Origin of the sequence: Corallococcus praedator (genome assembly GCF_003612125.1) — a bacterium.
GTDB classification, from domain to species: Bacteria; Myxococcota; Myxococcia; order Myxococcales; family Myxococcaceae; genus Corallococcus; species Corallococcus praedator.
In genome coordinates, this window is the sequence record NZ_RAWI01000196.1 from 1 (window position 1) to 17,672 (window position 17,672).

Here is a 17,672-nt window from a genome sequence, read left to right on the forward strand (position 1 = left end):
CCCCTCCGCCCCAACTCCAGACGGCCCCGGAGCAGCTCCAGAAGTTCGTCAGGGACCTGCTCACGCTCGACGTGGAAGCACCGTGGGACGAACTCGCGCAGGTGAAGCAGTCAGACCCCGCGACGTGGAAGCCGTCCAATCCATACACCCTGGTGATGGGCCCCCTGGAGGTCGACGGCAACGTCCTGGTGACCACCGGCAAGCACGACGAGGGCGTCCTCATCGTGTTCGGCGACGTCACCTGCCGCAACCTCTACGTGGGCGTCGGGTTCTCGTTCGTGTGCACCGGCACGCTGCGTGTGAAGGAAGCGCTTGTCACCCGCGCCGCGGACAGCATCGCGTACGTGGCGGGCGCCGTGGAGGCGGAGCTGCTCGACTCCGGTTCGGGCGCGTGGCTCACCCTCTTTGGCGACCCGTCCCTGCTGCGCGCAAAGCACCTCACGCACTACGTGATGCACGGGCGCACGCCCATCAAGCCCCCGAAGCAGCCCGACCTGCGCACGCTCGTGGTGCCGGAGGTGCTCGACACCGAGGAATGGGATTCGCTCTCTCCGGAGGAGCAGGCGGAGGAGTCGCCCGAGGCCCTCATCCAGTTGGACACACGCGCCGTCAGCAAGCGCCTCGCGAGCGGCGCGAGCCTGTTCCTCGCGCCCTGAGCCGCGCCGGAGTCCACCCACTCCGGGTGCGAATCCATGTCAGACACGACTGCTAGGTTGCTCCTTGTCCGAAGGCTTGCGGCGACAGTTTTTCGCGGCCTCGGGCGCAACGAATCCTCAATAAAGGAGCAACACTTGAAGCGTCTTGCATGGAAGGCATTCGCCGCCGCATGGCTGACGGTGGCACTGACGGGCTGCGGAGCGGAGCTGGAAGCGCCCCTCGAAAACGGAGTGGAAGAGGAGCAGGCCCCGGTGAAGGAGAAGGGCCCGCCTCCGACGGAGCGGGTCCTCGCGTTCGCGGGTTGCACCGGGCCGATTCCGCTCACCAGCAACACCCCGGTGAACGGCCTGAGCGCGAACACCGGTGAGTGGTCCTGCACCTATACGCTGACCGTTCCGGCGGGTGCGGTGAACCTCCGCTTCGACACCGCCGTGGGGTCGGGAGACGCGGACCTGTATGTGAAGTATGGCGCGGAGCCCAACCTGGGCGCGTATGACTGTCTTTCCAATGGCAGCAGCAGCTCGGAGTCCTGCCTCATCAATACCGCCCAGGCCGGCACGTACTACGTGAAGGTCTACGGCTTCTCCGCGTTCTCCAACCTGCGCCTGACGGGCGCCTACACGCCGTCGGGTTCGGCGGGCTGCACCAGCACGACGACCCTGACCAACGGCGTGCCGGTGGGCAACATCGGGACGTCGGCGGGGAGCTGGTCCTGCATCTACCTGTTCTACATCCCCACGGGCGTGACGAGCGTGCAGTTCGTCACCGGCGGGGGCACCGGCAACGGCGACCTGTACGTGCGCCGGGGCTCCTCACCGAACGAGTCCACGTACGACTGCAAGTCCTCGGGCTACTCCAACACGGAGACCTGCACCGTGCCCGCGGCCCAGTCCGGCATCTACTACGCGCGGATGTATGGCCAGGGCACCTTCTCCGGAGCGAGCCTGACGGCCAGCTACTCCATCACCGGCTACCCGGGCTGCACCACCACCAGCGCGCTCGTCAACAACACGCCCGTGAACAACGTGGGGGCCGCCGCCGGCAGCCTCTCCTGTGACTACACCCTCACCGTGCCGCCGGGGGCGACCAAGGTCGTGTTCACGTCGTCGTCGGGCTACGACGGCATGGGGCACCTCTACGTGAAGCGCGACAGCGCGCCCACGCCTGCGTCCTACGACTGCGCCTCCACGCTGGGCTCCGGCTCCGCGCAGACCTGCACCGTCAACTCGCCGGCGGCGGGCGTCTGGCACGTGCGCGTCTACAACGCGTCCTCGTCCGGGACGCTCTCCGGGGTAAGCCTGCGCGGCGTCTATACGCCCGGAAGCGGCGGCGGGGGCACGGTGCTGGGCAACAACCAGCCGGTGTCCAACCTGTCGGGCGTGGCAGGCTCCCTGAGCTACTGGACCCTCGTCGTGCCGTCGGGCCAGTCCTACCTGGACGTGACCACCACCGGCGGTACGGGTGACTCCGACCTGTACGTCCGCAAGGACACGCAGCCGACGGAAATCTTCTACGACTGCCGGGGCTACCTGGGCGGGAACAACGAGCAGTGCCGCATCACGGCCCCGTCCGCGGGCGTCTACCACGTGATGCTCCGGGGCTACGCCGACTACGCCGGCGTGCAGTTGAAGGCCGTCTACTCGCCCTGAGGAAGCAGGCAGGCTCGGCCCCGAGGCAGCTTTCTTTCCTCGGGGCCGGGGTGGGGAAACACTCCGGCCCCATGAGTGCTCGGCAGTTCGACGTGGTGGTCCTCGGCTCCGGTCCGGGCGGTGAAGGCGCTTCGATGAAGGCGGTGAAGTCCGGCCGCCGGGTGTGCTCCGTGGAGCAGAGCCCCCTGGTGGGCGGCGCCTGCACCCACACGGCCACCATCCCCTCCAAGGCGCTGCGCCACGCCATCCAGCGCCTCATGGACGTGCAGCAGGACCACCCGGAGCTGCGGGCGGAGTTGGCGCGGCACACCACGCTCAAGGACATGATGCGCGCCGCCAGCACGGTGGTGTCCAAGCAGGTGCAGCTGCGCAGCACCTTCTACGAGCGCAACCGCGTGGAGCTGGTGGTGGGCCGCGCGCGCTTCCGGGACGCGCACACGGTGGAGGTGACGGAGCCGCGCGGCTCCGTGGAGCTGATGACGGCCGGGGCCTTCGTCGTGGCCACCGGCTCCCGGCCCTACCATCCCAAGGGCGTGGACTTCCGCCACCCGCGCATCTTCGACTCGGACACCATCCTGCGGCTGCGCGAGTCCCCGCTGTCGATGATCATCTACGGCGCGGGCGTCATCGGCTGCGAGTACGCCTCCATGTTCCGGATGCTCGGCGTGAAGGTGGACCTGGTGAACACGCGCGACCGGCTGCTGTCCTTCCTGGACGACGAGATCTCCGACGCGCTCTCCTACCACCTGCGCGAGCAGGGCGTGCTCATCCGCCACCAGGAGGAGATGACGCAGGTGGAGGCCCACGATGACGGCGTGGTGCTGCACCTGAAGAGCGGCAAGCGGCTCAAGGCGGACGTCTTCCTCTGGGCCAACGGCCGCTCCGGCAACAGCCAGGACCTGGGCCTGGAGGCGCTGGGCATCGCGGTGGATTCACGCGGCTGCATCCAGGTCAACGACGCGTACCAGACGTCCGTGCCGCACATCTACGCGGTGGGGGACGTGGTGGGCGCCCCGTCCCTGGCCAGCGCCTCCTATGACCAGGGCCGCTTCGCCGCCACGCACATCGTGGAGGGACGGCTGGAGCACAAGCTGGTCAAGGACATCCCCACCGGCATCTACACCAGCCCCGAAATCAGCAGCCTGGGCCGCACCGAGCGCGAGCTCACCCAGGCGGGCGTCCCCTACGAAGTCGGCCACGCCTTCTTCAAGAGCCTGGCGCGCGCCCAGATTACCGGCCGCACCGTGGGCATGTTGAAGCTGCTCTTCCAGCGGGAGACCCGGGAGATATTGGGCATCCACTGCTTCGGGGACAACGCCTCCGAAATCATCCACATCGGCCAGGCCATCATGGCGCAGGAAGGGCCGGGCAACAGCATCGACTACTTCATCAACACCACGTTCAACTACCCCACCATGGCGGAGGCCTACCGCGTCGCCGCGCTCAACGGCCTCAACCGCCTGTTCTGAAGCCGTGCCTTTGGAATGACGAAGGGCACCGCGGGCGAATTGCCCACGGTGCCCCGGGTGTCACGGAAGCCGGACGCGCTTAGTAGCGGTACGTGTCCTGCTTGTAGGGACCGGACTTCTCCACGCCGATGTAGTGGGCCTGCTCCGGCGTCAGCTCGGTGAGCTGCGCGTTGAGCTTCTTGAGCTGGAGCCGGGCGACCTTCTCATCCAGGTGCTTGGGCAGCACGTAGACCTTGCCCACCTGGTACTTGTCGCTGTGCGAGTACAGCTCGATCTGCGCGATGGTCTGGTTCGCGAAGGAGCTGGACATCACGTAGCTGGGGTGGCCGGTGCCACAGCCCAGGTTCACCAGGCGGCCCTTGGCGAGCAGGATGATGCGCTTGTTGTCCGGGAAGATGACGTGGTCGACCTGGGGCTTGATCTCCTCCCACTGGTACTTCTCCAGGGAGGCGACCTCGATCTCATTGTCGAAGTGGCCAATGTTGCAGACGATGGCCTGGTCCTTCATCTTGGCCATGTGCGCGTGGGTGATGACGCTCTTGTTGCCCGTCGCGGTGACGAAGATGTCCGCCTTGTCCGCGGCGTAGTCCATGGTCACGACCCGGTAGCCCTCCATCGCGGCCTGCAGGGCGCAGATGGGGTCGATCTCCGTCACCCACACCTGGGCGGACAGCGCGCGCAGCGCCTGCGCGGAGCCCTTGCCCACGTCGCCGTAGCCGGCGACGACGGCGATCTTCCCGGCGATCATCACGTCCGTGGCGCGCTTGATGCCGTCCACCAGCGACTCGCGGCAGCCGTACAGGTTGTCGAACTTGCTCTTCGTCACGCTGTCGTTGACGTTGATGGCGCGGAACAGGAGCGTGCCCTTGACGGACATCTCCTGCAGGCGGTGCACGCCCGTGGTGGTCTCCTCGGTGACGCCCAGAATCTTCGCGCTCTTGCGCGTGTACCAGGTCGCGTCTTCCGCGAGCTTGGCCTTGATGGAGGCGTACAGCTCACGCTCCTCCTCGCTCTCGGGCTTGGAGATGACGCCCAGGTCCTTCTCCGCGCGCTTGCCCAGGTGCATGAGCAGGGTCGCGTCACCACCGTCGTCGAGGATCATGTTCGGACCCTCGTGGTCGCTGCCGGCGGGGCCGAACTCGAAGATGCGGTGGGTGAAGTCCCAGTACTCCTTGAGGGACTCGCCCTTGTGCGCGAACACCGGCGTGCCGGCCTCCACCAGCGCGGCGGCCGCGTGGTCCTGGGTGGAGAAGATGTTGCAGGACGCCCAGCGGACTTCCGCGCCGAGCGCCTGGAGGGTCTCCACCAGCACGGCCGTCTGGATGGTCATGTGCAACGAGCCCGTCACGCGAGCGCCCTTCAGGGGCTGCTGCTTGGCGTACTCGTCCCGGATGGCCATGAGCGCGGGCATCTCGCTCTCGGCGATGCGGATCTCCTTGCGGCCCCAGCTGGCGAGCTTGAGGTCGGCGACGGCGTAATCCTGCTTCTTCTGCGGGGTGGCTGCGGTCATGGAATGGCTCCGGGTCCAGGTGGCGCGCCGTCCTGGCGAGAGAAGACATCAGGCCCTTCGGCCGGACTCACCCTCGCCAGAAACGCGTACAGGTGAGCGCCGTTGGGTCAGTCGGCTTCGAGCCTGGGGCCGGGAGGGCCTCGCAACGCTCCTCGAAGTCGCGGGGGAAACTACGGGAAGGCGCTCCGAATTTCAAAGGGAGATTGCCGGCCCCGGGGTCGGGCGGCGGTCGCCCCCGGAGGTGCCCTGGAGGACACCCGCTCGCTCCTTCCGCCTGCTTGCTTCCTGTCTCCGCCCTGACCCGCTCCGCCTGAAGAAGCCAGGGCGGCCGGGCTTGCTTGCCGGCGGCCCGACGGCGGCCTTCCGGGGTCTGGTGGCCCCGGCATTGCCACCTTCCTTCCGGGAGGCACGCCATGCAGCAGGGGCCACGCACCGGGAAGCAGCAGGGCATCCAGGGTGATGTGGCCCCGCCCGTGCCCTGGCATGCCCTGCCTGCCGAGGCGGTGCTGGAGCGGCTGGGCAGCACCGAGGCGGGGCTCACGGAGGAGGCGGCCCGGGAACGCCTCGCACGCTTCGGCCCCAACGAGCTGAAGCGCGAGCGCGCCGAAAGCGCGTGGAAGCTGTTGTGGCGGCAGATCAACAGCCCGCTCATCTGGGTGCTCATCGCCTCCGCGGTGCTGGCCATCCTGCTGGGCAAGGTGACCGACGGGCTGGTGGTGGCCGCCGTCGTGGTGCTCAACACGCTCATCGGCTTCGTGCAGGAGTACCGCGCGGGCAAGGCCATCGAAGCGCTGGGCCACATGGTGCCGGAGTCCACCACCGTGATGCGCGACGGCCGACAGGTGGCCCTGCCCGCGTCGAAGCTGGTGCCCGGCGACGTCGTGCGACTGGCGTCCGGCGACCGCGTGCCCGCGGACCTGCGCCTGCTGCGCTCCCGCAACCTCCAGGTGGAGGAGGCCGCCCTCACCGGGGAGTCCGTCCCCTCCAGCAAGCACGTCGCGGCCGTCGCCGGGGATGCGGAGCTGGGGGACCGGGCGAGCCTCGCGTTCGGAGGCACCCTGGTGACCTCCGGCACGACGACCGCGGTGGTGGTCGCCACCGGGAGCGCCACCGAGCTGGGCCGCATCTCCCACCTGCTGGCGCAGGCCGCCGACCTGACCACGCCGCTCACGCGGGAGCTGGCGCGGCTGGGGCGCATCATCACGCTAGGCATCGTCGTGCTGTCCGCCGTGCTGCTGGGCGTGGGGCTCGGGCGCGGGTACATGTTCAGCGACGCCGTGCTGGTGTCCATCACCCTGGCGGTGGCCGCCATCCCAGAAGGGCTGCCGGCCATCGTCACCATCGCGCTGGCCATTGGCGTGCAACGCATGGCGACCCGCCGCGCCGTCATCCGCAAGCTGCCCGCGGTGGAGACGCTGGGCAGCACCACCGTCATCTGCACGGACAAGACGGGCACCCTCACCCGCAATGAGATGACCGTGCGCGCGCTGTGGACCCCGCGCGAACACTACGCGCTCACCGGCGTGGGCTATGACCCCGAGGGACAGCTCCTGCGGGAGGGGCAGCCCCAGGACGCGCCGCCCGACGACGTGCGCGCGCTGCTGCTCGCGGGCGTGCTGTGCAACGAGGCCACGCTCCAGGCCCAGGACGGGCGCTGGCGGATGACCGGAGACCCCACCGAGGGCGCGCTGCTGGTCGCCGCGGAGAAGGTGGGCCTGGGCGTGAGCGACCTGCGCGCGCGCCATCCCCGCCTGGACGCCATCCCCTTCGAGTCGGAACAACAGTTCATGGCCACGCTCCACGCGAACGGGGCGGACGGCCGCGACCTGTTCATCTTCATCAAGGGCGCGCCGGAGGTGGTGCTGCGCCGCTGCACGCCGAAGGAGGACGCGGACGGCGTGCTGGCGCAGGTCGAGCGCATGGCGCGCCAGGGGATGCGCGTGCTCGCGGTCGCGCGCAAGGACGCCCCCGGGGCCACGGCCCTCCAGCTTCGCGACGCGGAGGACGGCTTCACGCTGCTGGGCCTGCAGGGGATGATCGACCCGCCCCGCGAGGAGGCCGTGGAGGCGGTGAAGGGCTGCCACACCGCCGGCATCCGCGTGAAGATGATGACCGGGGACCACCTGGCCACGGCGGAGGCCATTGGCCTCCAGTTGGGCCTCCACACCCCGGGGCATCCGGGCCTCACGGGCGCGCGCCTGTCGGAGCTGGACGACGCGGACCTGGCCCGGGCGGTGATGGACACGAACGTGTTCGCGCGCGTGGCCCCCGAACACAAGCTGCGCCTGGTGCGCGCGCTCCAGGCCCAGGGACACGTGGTGGCGATGACGGGCGACGGCGTCAACGACGCCCCCTCGCTCAAGCAGGCGAACATCGGCGTGGCCATGGGCATCACCGGCACGGCGGTGTCCCGCGAGGCGGCGGACCTGGTGCTGACGGATGACAACTTCGCCACCATCGTCTCCGCCGTGGAGGAGGGCCGCCGCGTCTACGACAACCTCATGAAGTCCCTGGCCTTCGTGCTGCCCACCAACCTGGGGCTCGCCCTCATCCTCCTCATGGGCGTGGCCTTCTTTCCCATCCAGCAGGCCGCGGGCGTGCACGTGCCGCTGATGGCCATGCGCCCCACGCAGCTTCTGTGGATCAACCTGGTGGCCACCGTCACGCTGGCGCTGCCGCTCGCCTTCGAGGCCCGCGAGCGCCACGTCATGTGCCGCCCCCCCCGCCCTCCCGATGCCCCGGTGCTCAACCGCTTCGTGGTGATGCGCACGGGGCTGGTCGCGCTGCTGATGGCGGCGGGGGCCATTGGCCTGTTCCTCTGGGAGTTCTCACGTCAGGGAGGGGCCCACGCCGCGATGGACCCACGGCCCCTGGCCGAGGCCCAGACGATGGCGGTCAACACCGTCATCAGCTTTCAAATCTTCTACCTGTGGCTGTGCCGCACGCTGAGCGGTTCGATGCGCGAGGTGGGCCTGTTCAGCAACCGCACCATCTTCGTGGGCATCGCCACGCTGGTGCTGCTCCAGGCCGCGTTCATGTACGTGCCCTTCTTCCAGCGCCTCTTCGGCACCGCGCCGCTGTCGCCCGGCGCCATCGCCCGCTCCGTGCTGGCCGGCGCCGTGGTGCTGCCCGTCGTGGGGCTGGAGAAGTGGCTGCGCTCGCGAAGCACCCGGCGCTCCGACCGGGATGATTCCCTCCCCCAGGACCGGGCCCGTCTGCCCGCCTGACGTCGCGAGCGTCCCCTCCATGCAGGAGGCCCGGCAAGCGCCCGTGCCTCCCGGCCCTCTCGCGATGGAGGCTCCCGGGGATGGCTAGCTTCAAGACATCCGCCTCGTGGAGGGCCTTCCATGACCATCGCCTGCGCCACCCTGCTCACCGACACATCCCGGAGTGCTGGAGAGACGGCGGTCCTCCTCGCCCGGCGGATGGGCGTCGCCCTGTGCCTGGTCCACGTGCTTCCCGGCAACGCCGTGCGGACGCTCGGTCAGCCCGTCTGGGAGGCCACGCAGGCCGCGTTGCTGGAGGAAGGCCGGCGGCTGGAAGCGCTGGGGGGCGTGGCCGTGGACCGCGTCCTGCTCTCGGGCGAGCCGGAGAAGGCCCTGGCGGAGCTGGTGGCGCAGCGCGGCCTCCAGGGGGTGGTGGTCGCCGCGCCCCGGAAGGACACGCCCTTCCTGGGCCTGGGGGGCACGGTCGACCGGATGGCGCAGGCCCTGGAGGTGCCCCTCCTGGTCGTCCGGGAAGGCACCGCCCTGGAGGCGTGGGCGCGTGACGGGCGGCCCCTGCGGGTGATGCTGGGCGTGGACCGCTCGCGGCCTTCCGAGGCCGCGCGGGACTGGGTGAAGGGGCTCGCGCGGTTCGGAGCGCTGGAGGTGGTGGGCGGCCGGGTGTTCTGGGCCTCCGAGGAAGCGGAGCGCCTGGGGCTGGTGCACCCGCACAGCTACAAGGACGTGTCGGCCGAGCTGCGCGAAGCCCTGACGCGGGAGGTGTCCACCCTGCTGGAGCCGGTGCGCGGTGAGGGCGTGACGGTGCGCGTGCGGCTGGAGCCGGGCCTGGGCCGCATCGCGGATCACCTGGTCGCGATGGCCACGGATGAGCAGGTGGACCTGCTGGTGGTGGGCACGCACCACCGCAAGGCGCTCGCGAAGCTGTGGAGCGTGTCGCACCACGCCCGGCGACTGGCCCCCATGTCGGTGGTGAGCGTGCCCGTGCCCGCCTCCGAAGAGGGGCTGGCGGAGGAGCCGCCCCGGGTGCGCACGGTGCTGGCGACCACGGACTTCCTGGCGGCCGGGGACCGCGCCATCGCGTATGCCTTCGCGCTGACGCCTCCCGGGGGCACGGTGCACCTGCTGCACGTCCAACCCGCCCGGGCCACGCCCGAACAACTCCAGGAGGCCCGGCGCCAGTTGGAGCTGCGCGTGCCCCGCTCGGAGCACGACGGGGACCATCGGGTGGAGCTGTCGGTGCTGACCGGCGACGACGTGGCGGGGGTCATCACCCAGGCCGCGGAGCGGTACTGCGTGGACCTGCTCTGCCTGGGAACGCACGGCCGGGGTGGCGTGAGCCGGGTCATCCTGGGCTCGGTGGCCCAGCAGGTGATGGCGCGCAGCGACCGGCCCGCGATGACGGTGCGCATGCCGCGCGCGTGAGGACCCACGTGGCCGGCCTTCGCATCCCCCGGGGGCCCGACGCCACATGAGCCGTGGTGGGGATCCATCCGGCGCGCACGCGTCAGGAGGCAACCCGATGCGAGCAACCGTGTTTCGAGGCGTCAACCAGGTGGGCGTGGAGGACGTCGAACGGCCGAAGGCCCGCGCGGGCGAGGCCGTGGTCCGGGTGACGCTCACGACCATCTGCGGCACCGACGTGCACATCGTCAAGGGCGAGTACCCGGTGAAGCCGGGCCTGACGGTGGGCCATGAGATGGTGGGCGTCATCGACGAATTGGGCGAGGGCGTCACCGGCTACCAGGTGGGTGACCGCGTGCTGGTGGGCGCCATCACGCCGTGCGGCCAGTGCCGGGGCTGCCTGGGCGGCCACCTGGCCCAGTGCGGCCACGGCTCCGGCATCGAGGCCGCGGGCGGCTGGCGCCTGGGCAACACGATGAACGGCGTGCAGGCGGAGTACGTGCGCGTGCCCTTCGCGCAGGCCAACCTGGCGCCCATCCCGGATGAGCTGAAGGACGAACAGGTGCTGCTGCTGGCGGACATCGCGTCCACCGGATTCAGCGGCGCGGAGTCCGGCGGCGTGCGCATCGGAGACGCGGTGGTGGTCTTCGCGCAGGGGCCCATCGGCCTGTGCGCTTCCGTGGGCGCGCGGCTCATGGGCGCGTCGCTCGTCATCGGCGTGGATGGGGACGAGACGCGGCTCGCCATGGCGCGCAAGCTGGGCGTGGACGTGGCCATCGACTTCCGAAACCAGGACGTGGTGGCGGAGGTGAAGCGCCTCACCGGCGGCGGCGTGGACGTGGCCATCGAGGCGCTGGGAACGCAGCAGACCTTCGAGAGCGCGCTGCGCACGCTGCACCCCGGCGGCACGCTCTCCAGCCTGGGCGTGTACTCCGGCAAGCTGCAGCTGCCCTACGACGCGTTCGCCGCCGGCCTGGGCGACCACCGCATCGTCACCACGCTCTGCCCGGGCGGCAAGGAGCGCATGCGGCGGCTCATGGAGGTGGTGCGCGCGAAGCGCGTGGACCTCACGCCGCTGCTCACGCACCGCTTCGCGCTCAAGGACATCCGCGACGCCTACGAACTCTTCAGCCAGCGGAAGGACGGCGTGCTCAAGGTCGCCATCCGTCCGTGACTTCAGGTGTAGCGCGCGAGGCTTGAGGGCAGCTTCGCCGCCAGGTCCTCCACGCCGCTGAGCGTGAGGCCCAGGTCGGACAGCAGGCCGTCCTCCACGCCGTAGATCCACCCGTGCACCGTGAGGTCCTGCCCGCGCAGCCACGCGTCCTGCACGATGGTGGTCTGACAGACGTTCTGCACCTGCTCCAGCACGTTCAGCTCGCAGAGCCGGTCCTGCCGCAGCTTCGGCGAAAGCCCTTCGCCCAGGAACCGCTCGTGCTTCTGGTGCACGTCCTGCACGTGGCGCAGCCAGTTGTCCGCCAGCCCCACCCGGCGGCGCTCCAGGGCGGCCTGCACGCCCGAGCACCCGTAGTGGCCGCAGACGATGATGTGCCGGATGCCCAGCAGGTCGATGGCGAACTGCAGCACCGACAGCGAGTTGAGGTCGGTGTGCACCACCACGTTGGCGATGTTGCGGTGGACGAACAGGTCGCCCGGCATCAGGTTGACGACCTGGTTGGCGGGCACGCGGCTGTCGGAGCAGCCAATCCACAGGTACTCCGGCGCTTGGGAGCTGGCCATCTTCGTGAAGAAGTCGGCGTCCTTCTCCACCATCGAGGCGGCCCACTGGCGGTTGTTCTGGAACAGCACCTCCAGCCTCCGGTCGCCCGCGTTTCGGTCGGTCATGGTCGCTTCCAGAAGAGGGGGCGTACCCCGGGGAGGCGCGACTCTACCGGGTGGGTGGGGCCCTGAGCGCCGCTGTTTCCCGGGGCGCGCCGGAATATGCGCGGGGGCCGGCGTAATCACCCCCGAAGGCGGCATTTCCCGCTCGACCTCCTCCGGGGTATCCCCATGGCGCAGCAGCTCCTCCGTTTCTCGCGGCTCCTTCCCGTGCTGGCCGCATCCGTGCTGGCCGCCTGTGGTGGAGAGGACGACCCCGGCGACGGCGACGGCACTCCCGGCGACACCTGCGTCCGGGACATCACCGAGAAGCAGACCGCGGCGACGACCTGGTCGGCGGGGGAAGACAACTGCGCCTATTCGGTGAAGGGCGTCATCGAGGTGAGCGGCGCGCTCACCATCGCCCCCGGGACGGTGGTCCACTTCGGGCCCGACGCGGGCCTGCTCATCACGGAGACGGGCTCCCTCAACGCGGTGGGCACGGAGGCGAAGCCCATCACCTTCACGGGGACGACGCAGACGCCCGGCTTCTGGAAGGGGCTCGCGTTCAAGTCCAACAACCCCGCCAACGTGCTGGAGTACGTGACCGTCTCCTACGCGGGCAGCGAAGCGGCCTTCTGCTGCGACTTCTTCTACGGCGCTGGCGGCGGCATGGACGCCCGCGCCGCCGTGCTGCTGGGCTCCAACCTGCGGGACGCCGCCAGTACGGTGCGCATCACGCACACGACGATTGAGAAGAGCGGCACGGTGGGCCTCTTCGCCTTCAACAAGGCCCGCCTGCCGGGCTTCGCGCAGAACGTCTTCCGGGGCAACCTGGGCGCCCCTGTCAGCCTGACCATGTCCCTGGTGGGCGCGCTGGACAGCGCGAGCATCTACTCCGGCAACAGCGCGACGAGCCCTGCCGCCAACGGCGACAACACCGTCCACGTCCTGGCGGCCCCGACGGCGGACTCCGGCGCGACCCAGACGCTGCGCAAGCTGGACGTGCCCTACGGCATCGCCACCGGCATCCCGGACACGACGGTTTCGTACACCGGCGCGCTCACCATCGAGCCGGGCGTCCGGCTCCAGTTCGAGGCGTCCTCGGGCCTGCGCATCGAACAGGACGGTTCGCTGGTGGCGCGGGGCACGGCGGCGGACCGCATCGTGTTCACGGGCAGGACCGAGACGTCCGGCTACTGGAAGGGCATCTCCATCCGCTCCTCCAGCGGGAACAACGTCATCGCCTTCGCGGACGTGAAGTACGGCGGCTCGGATGACTTCTGCTGCGACTACTTCACCAACGCCGGAGACATCGTCGCCAACATCTCCGTGGGCGGCGGAAACGGTTCGAACCAGGGCCGGCTCCAGCTCACCGATTCCGTCATCTCGCAGAGCCCCGCCTACGGCGTCTTCGTCTTCAAGGCGGCCACCTTCAGCGAGAGCGGCAACACCTACAGCAACAACAGCCAGAACTTCGCGCGCGAAAACTGAGGCGGTGCCTCCAACACCGCTTCACCCGCCGCGCGCCGTCCACCCGGACGGCGCGCGGCGGTCGATTCCAAGCGACGACTGGGGGGGGGGCGAGCTCCCCCGCGAGCAGCGCATCTGGACATTTCAGTATCAAGCCAGGGGACCCAGACGGGCAATGACAGTCGGCCCCTCGCGTGGCGTGTACCGGACTCGCGGCGCTTCCGGGGTTGCATCGCCCAACGGGCGCCGCGCAGGCTGCCGGTTCATGAGCGACCCCACCGCCCCCAAGACCGCCGACCTCTGTGACGCCCACGCCGGCACCGCGCACTTCCAGGTCGCCGAGCCGGGCTTCCTGGACTACGGCGGCCGCCGCGACTTCCAGGGCCCCATCAGCACCGTGCGGGCGCCTGAAGACAACTCACTGGTCCGCAAGGCGTTGGAGGAACCCGGCCAGGGCCGCGTGCTGGTGGTGGATGGCGGAGGCAGCCGCCGCTGCGCGCTGGTGGGGGATCAGCTCGCGGCGTTGGCGCAGAAGAACGGCTGGGCGGGCGTGGTGGTGAATGGCTGCGTCCGCGACGCGGAGGAGGTGGGCCGCACCGCCGTCGGCGTGAAGGCGCTGGGCACCCATCCGCTCAAGAGCGGCAAGCGCAACGAGGGCCAGCGCGACGTGGAGGTGCGCTTCGCCGGCGTCACCTTCACCCCGGGCCACTACCTCTACGCGGATGCGGACGGCATCGTCACCTCGGCGAAGGCACTGCACTGAAAAGGTCCGCCCGCCCTCAGCCCACCGCGAGCCCCCGGGGCACCGTGGCCTCCAGCGCGGAGAGGAGGCGGACCGCGGCGTCGCCGACCTCCCGCCTCCAGGCCATCCGCCAGGGCCTTCGCAGGGGCCCTGACGCCAGCCGCTTCACGACGAGGTCGCCCTTGGCCAGATGCGGGGTTGCGATCCACTCGGAGAGCACGGCGATGCCCATGCCCGCGCGGGTCACGTCGAGGATGGCCTCGGTGAGCGGCAGCCGCTCCACCCGGAGGCGGGGGCGCTCGCGGCCGAACGCCCGCGCCATGAACCATTGCGACTCCGCGGGTGGGGTCGGCGAGGTCAGGAGCGTGTGGGTGCGCAGGTCCTCCCGGGTGAGCGTCTTGCGAGAGGCCAGCGGGTGCGACGCGGCCACCACGAAGACAATCTCGTCCGAGAAGAGCGCCCGCGTCTCCAGGCCCGTGCGCGGGACCTGCGCGGTCGTGAGGAGCGCCACGTCCAGCTCCCCCGCCACCAGGGCCGGGACCGGGGTCTGGGTGTGCTCCACCGACAGGGACAGGTGGATGCCCGGCAGGCTCTTGCGCAGCGCCACCAGCGCGGACGGCAGCCAGTGATAGGCCGTGTAGCATTCGCAGACGAGGCGGAGGCGCACGGACGGCGTCACCGGCGCGCGCACGCGGTGCTCCAGGTCCCCCAGCGCCACCAGCAGCCGCGTCGCGCCGGTGACGAGTTCCTGTCCCGCGGGCGTGGGCAGAAGTCCCCGCGGCGTCCGGTCGAAGAGGCGCGCTCCCAGCCGCTCCTCTGCCGCGAGCAGCGCGCGGCTCACCGCCGGCTGCGTGAGGTGCAGGAGGGCCGCGGCCCGCGCCGTGGTCCCAGCGGAGGCCAGGGCCACGACGACGCGCAGGTCGCGCACGTCCAGGCGGGTGGCCGGTGGAGGGGCAATGTCTTCCATGCATCAAGCCTATGCCAACGATGCGTTGGACGCATCCGCCCGGGATGAGCAGAGTGTCCTGCGTTGCCGCGAAGGCAATCCGCTCCACGTCCTGGAGGACATCCCATGCAGCTCTACTTCTCTCCCCTGGCCTGTTCGGTCGCGACGCGCATCTGCCTCTACGAGGCTGGCACGGAGGCGACCTACATCGAGGTCGACGCGAAGACGAAGCGCACGCAAGACGGAAGCGACTACCGGGAAGTGAACCCGCTCGGGCTGGTTCCCGCGCTGCGCACCGACGATGGAGACGTGCTCACGGAGAACGCCGCCATCCTGCAATACATGGCCGGGGCCCTTCCCCACGCGGAGCTCGCGCCGAGCGACAGCCGGGGCCGCGTGCGGCTCCAGCAGTGGCTGTCCTTCATCGGGACCGAACTGCACAAGGGGCTCTTCGCCCCGCTGCTGGACGCGACCGCGTCCGAAGGCGCGAGGGCCTACGCTTTGGAGAAGGGAGCGGCCCGGCTCGCCTACCTGGAGAAGTACCTCACCGGACGTGAGTTCCTCCTGGAGCGCTTCAGCGTGGCGGACGCGTACCTCGTCACGGTGCTGGGCTGGTGCGTGGCGACGCCCATCGAACTGAAGAAGTGGCCCGCGCTCAGCGCCTACTTCGCGCGCCTGCTGAAGCGGCCCGGCGTCGCGAAGGCCTTCGCGGAGGAGCGGGCGCTGTACCTGGCGGAGCGCGAACGGCACCGGGCGGCCGGGTAGGGAGGAGAAGAGGCCGAGCTGGAGATCCGGCCCTTCGCGGCCATCCCTCAAGGGACTCGAGCCCGGCGCGGACGGTGACGGACGCCACCGCCCGCGCAGGTCCTTCTGGGCTACTGGATGGTGTACGACACCGTGCCGCTGCAGCTCCCGTTGGAGTAGCAGCCGGCGCGGATCTGGTAGGTGCCCGCCGTGGTGGCCGTGAAGCTCGCGTAGGACAGCGTGCCGCAGGCGTCGTCGTTCGAGGCCGCCTGGGTGGTGCCGTTGTACAGGCGCAGGTACGTGTCACCCGTGCCGGAGGAGCCCGGCACCGTGCAGGTGCCGAACTTGAGGGTCTGCCCGGCGGCCAGGGTGACGTTGCGGTTGACGGTGTTCTGGTTGGCGCTGTTGGTGTTGGTGGCGGTGAAGGTGAACGTCACCGGCGTCGGGGGCGGCGGGTAGCCCGCGCACAGGCGCGTGCTGGTCGCCACCGCGCAGTAGTCGTCGATGGCCGGCCGCACGTAGGTGATGTCCTCGCCGCGGCAGCCCGTCTCCGTGCAGGTGTTGACGACGCTGCAGCTCCCGTTGGTCTTGTAGTCGGTCTCGCCGCGCACCAGGATGCCGGCCACCGTGTAGCCGCTGTTCTCGTACACGCCCGAGCCCGAGTTGCCGCCGAACGTGTCCGTGGTGGCCACGAAGTAGTCCAGCGTGCCCGAGCGCGCGTCACGCACCGCGCCGCCCGAGTCGATCTTGAAGGGAATGCCGCTGCCCGAGCCGATGACCGTCACGTTGGTGGCCACGGCCAGCGCGGCGTTGCCCGCGCGAATGGGGGCGGGCGTGAAGCGCGGGGTGGCCGGCCGATCCAACCGGACGATGGCGAAGTCCAGGTTGCGCCCGCCCACCGTGGCCTGCTGACGCGCGACGATCGCCTGGCAGGAGAAGATGTCCGCGGTCGTCACCGTCTGCATCGTGCCGGCGGCGGTGCGGTAGAAGTTGAAGACGAAGCGCGTGCTGCTGCAGGCCGACGCGCTGGTGATGCAGTGGCCCGCCGTGAGCACCAGGTCGTCGTCGATGAGCGTGCCGGAGCAGAAGGCCGGGGTCAGGTCGTCCAGGAAGCGCTCGGAGGTGCAGAGGTTGTACGCGGAGCGCAGCGTGGACGCGTTGAAGGTGACGTTGTTGGGGTTGGTCGCGTTGAAGTCCGACGGGTTCATCAGCGCGACGGTGGACTGCTGAGCGCGGGCGCGCAGCGTGGCGTTCGCGTGCGCGTACACGTCCGTGCGGTTGTCGGTTCCGTAGACGACGGGCTGCTTCTCCGTGCCCATGGGAGTGTCGGCGGTGGGCTCAGTCTCAGGGGCCGGACCGCAGGCCACGAGGGAAAGGGTACACAGCAGCGTTCCGAGCAGCGTCCTACGGCCGGAAGTCCGGGGGATTCGCATGTGCTGAACACTCCTTGACGGTGATGACCGCCCGCCAGGGGGCGAGCAGCGGACCGCATGCTCGCGCCAACCACGCACTCTCCGCAATGTATACTTAACGTGGAGTCACCGTGGTCCCGGGAACCGCGCGCCGCCAGCGCCTGCATTCGTGTCTGAACTTGTGGCGACCTGCTTCGCGACGAAGCGCTGCGCGTCCCGCGCGCGCTTCGTCCCGGCGACGCGAAGGGCCGCGCCACCCACTGCCCTGACGGTTCTCCCGGGACACCGCGAGTCGGGCAGCACGTGACGCTGCCCGCCGCCATCACCCTCCGCGCCAGCGTCGTCAGGCGGGTGGCCCGGAAGTCCACCCACGGCAAGCACGCGGAGGACACCGACTTCGTGCAGGCCGGGGCCCTCTACCGGCTGATGACGGAGCCCCAGAAGCAGCGTCGGGTGGAGAACCTCTCCGGCAGCCTCGCGCAGGTGAGTCGTGAAGACATCATCACCCGCGCCATCTCCTACTTCCGTGCCGCGGATGAGGAGTACGGTTCCCGCGTCGCCACCGCCGTCCACCCACTGCGCCGCGCACGCTGAAAGCCAGGAAGGAACCCCGCCCATGAGCTCCCCCAC

At 70.0% G+C, this 17,672-nt stretch carries 14 protein-coding genes and 1 riboswitch; of the genes, 10 read left to right on the forward strand and 4 right to left on the reverse strand.

What is annotated here, in order from left to right; translation table 11 throughout:
• The 3 genes from D7Y13_RS45810 to sthA form a co-directional block, all read left to right on the forward strand.
• Positions 1 to 656 (forward strand): hypothetical protein (locus D7Y13_RS45810; RefSeq protein WP_158626165.1); only part of this gene is annotated, 656 nt, incomplete at its 5' end.
• A gap of 135 nt (positions 657 to 791) precedes the next feature.
• The gene (locus D7Y13_RS23620) at positions 792 to 2,306 is read left to right on the forward strand and encodes a PPC domain-containing protein (RefSeq protein ID WP_158620301.1); all 1,515 of its coding nucleotides are present in this window, start codon (positions 792 to 794) and stop codon (positions 2,304 to 2,306) included.
• Between the two features lie 71 nt (positions 2,307 to 2,377).
• On the forward strand, positions 2,378 to 3,775 hold the full coding sequence (sthA, locus tag D7Y13_RS23625) for a Si-specific NAD(P)(+) transhydrogenase (protein WP_120537616.1): 1,398 nt from the start codon (positions 2,378 to 2,380) through the stop codon (positions 3,773 to 3,775).
• A gap of 79 nt (positions 3,776 to 3,854) precedes the next feature.
• On the opposite strand, the gene ahcY is transcribed toward sthA, so the two are convergent.
• Complete coding sequence (ahcY, locus tag D7Y13_RS23630) at positions 3,855 to 5,285, reverse strand: adenosylhomocysteinase (protein ID WP_120537617.1); 1,431 nt, start codon at positions 5,283 to 5,285, stop codon at positions 3,855 to 3,857.
• Positions 5,286 to 5,372: 87 nt separating this feature from the next.
• Positions 5,373 to 5,445, reverse strand: a riboswitch (S-adenosyl-L-homocysteine riboswitch).
• A gap of 253 nt (positions 5,446 to 5,698) precedes the next feature.
• Between ahcY and D7Y13_RS23635 the strand changes: the two genes are divergently transcribed.
• From D7Y13_RS23635 to D7Y13_RS23645, 3 genes are all read left to right on the forward strand, one after another.
• Positions 5,699 to 8,512 (forward strand): cation-translocating P-type ATPase, encoded by a 2,814-nt coding sequence (locus D7Y13_RS23635; RefSeq protein ID WP_120630781.1) that lies wholly within the window; start codon positions 5,699 to 5,701, stop codon positions 8,510 to 8,512.
• Between the two features lie 120 nt (positions 8,513 to 8,632).
• On the forward strand, positions 8,633 to 9,931 hold the full coding sequence (locus D7Y13_RS23640; protein ID WP_120537296.1) for a universal stress protein: 1,299 nt from the start codon (positions 8,633 to 8,635) through the stop codon (positions 9,929 to 9,931).
• A gap of 97 nt (positions 9,932 to 10,028) precedes the next feature.
• Entirely contained in the window at positions 10,029 to 11,084 is a 1,056-nt protein-coding gene (locus tag D7Y13_RS23645; RefSeq protein ID WP_120585686.1) for a zinc-binding dehydrogenase, read from the forward strand.
• A 2-nt stretch (positions 11,085 to 11,086) separates the two neighbouring features.
• On the opposite strand, the gene can is transcribed toward D7Y13_RS23645, so the two are convergent.
• The gene (can, locus tag D7Y13_RS23650) at positions 11,087 to 11,752 is read right to left on the reverse strand and encodes a carbonate dehydratase (RefSeq protein ID WP_120537298.1); all 666 of its coding nucleotides are present in this window, start codon (positions 11,750 to 11,752) and stop codon (positions 11,087 to 11,089) included.
• Between the two features lie 165 nt (positions 11,753 to 11,917).
• Between can and D7Y13_RS23655 the strand changes: the two genes are divergently transcribed.
• Positions 11,918 to 13,219 carry a hypothetical protein gene (locus tag D7Y13_RS23655; protein ID WP_120585685.1) on the forward strand — a complete coding sequence of 434 codons (1,302 nt, stop codon included), beginning with the start codon at positions 11,918 to 11,920 and terminating at the stop codon, positions 13,217 to 13,219.
• A 244-nt stretch (positions 13,220 to 13,463) separates the two neighbouring features.
• Positions 13,464 to 13,961: a ribonuclease E activity regulator RraA gene (gene rraA, locus D7Y13_RS23660; protein ID WP_120585684.1), complete on the forward strand. Its 498-nt coding sequence runs from the start codon at positions 13,464 to 13,466 to the stop codon at positions 13,959 to 13,961.
• 16 nt (positions 13,962 to 13,977) lie between these two features.
• On the opposite strand, the gene D7Y13_RS23665 is transcribed toward rraA, so the two are convergent.
• Entirely contained in the window at positions 13,978 to 14,907 is a 930-nt protein-coding gene (locus tag D7Y13_RS23665) for a LysR family transcriptional regulator (protein ID WP_120537301.1), read from the reverse strand.
• Positions 14,908 to 15,012: 105 nt separating this feature from the next.
• Between D7Y13_RS23665 and D7Y13_RS23670 the strand changes: the two genes are divergently transcribed.
• On the forward strand, positions 15,013 to 15,651 hold the full coding sequence (locus tag D7Y13_RS23670) for a glutathione binding-like protein (protein ID WP_120537302.1): 639 nt from the start codon (positions 15,013 to 15,015) through the stop codon (positions 15,649 to 15,651).
• A 110-nt stretch (positions 15,652 to 15,761) separates the two neighbouring features.
• On the opposite strand, the gene D7Y13_RS23675 is transcribed toward D7Y13_RS23670, so the two are convergent.
• Positions 15,762 to 16,949 carry a serine protease gene (locus tag D7Y13_RS23675; RefSeq protein WP_233595939.1) on the reverse strand — a complete coding sequence of 396 codons (1,188 nt, stop codon included), beginning with the start codon at positions 16,947 to 16,949 and terminating at the stop codon, positions 15,762 to 15,764.
• A 396-nt stretch (positions 16,950 to 17,345) separates the two neighbouring features.
• Here D7Y13_RS23675 and D7Y13_RS23680 point away from each other — a divergent pair, with 396 nt between their 5' ends.
• A complete protein-coding gene (locus tag D7Y13_RS23680) occupies positions 17,346 to 17,636 on the forward strand; it encodes a catalase-related domain-containing protein (RefSeq protein ID WP_233595938.1) in 291 nt (96 codons plus the stop codon).
• The last annotated feature ends 36 nt before the right edge of the window (positions 17,637 to 17,672 follow it).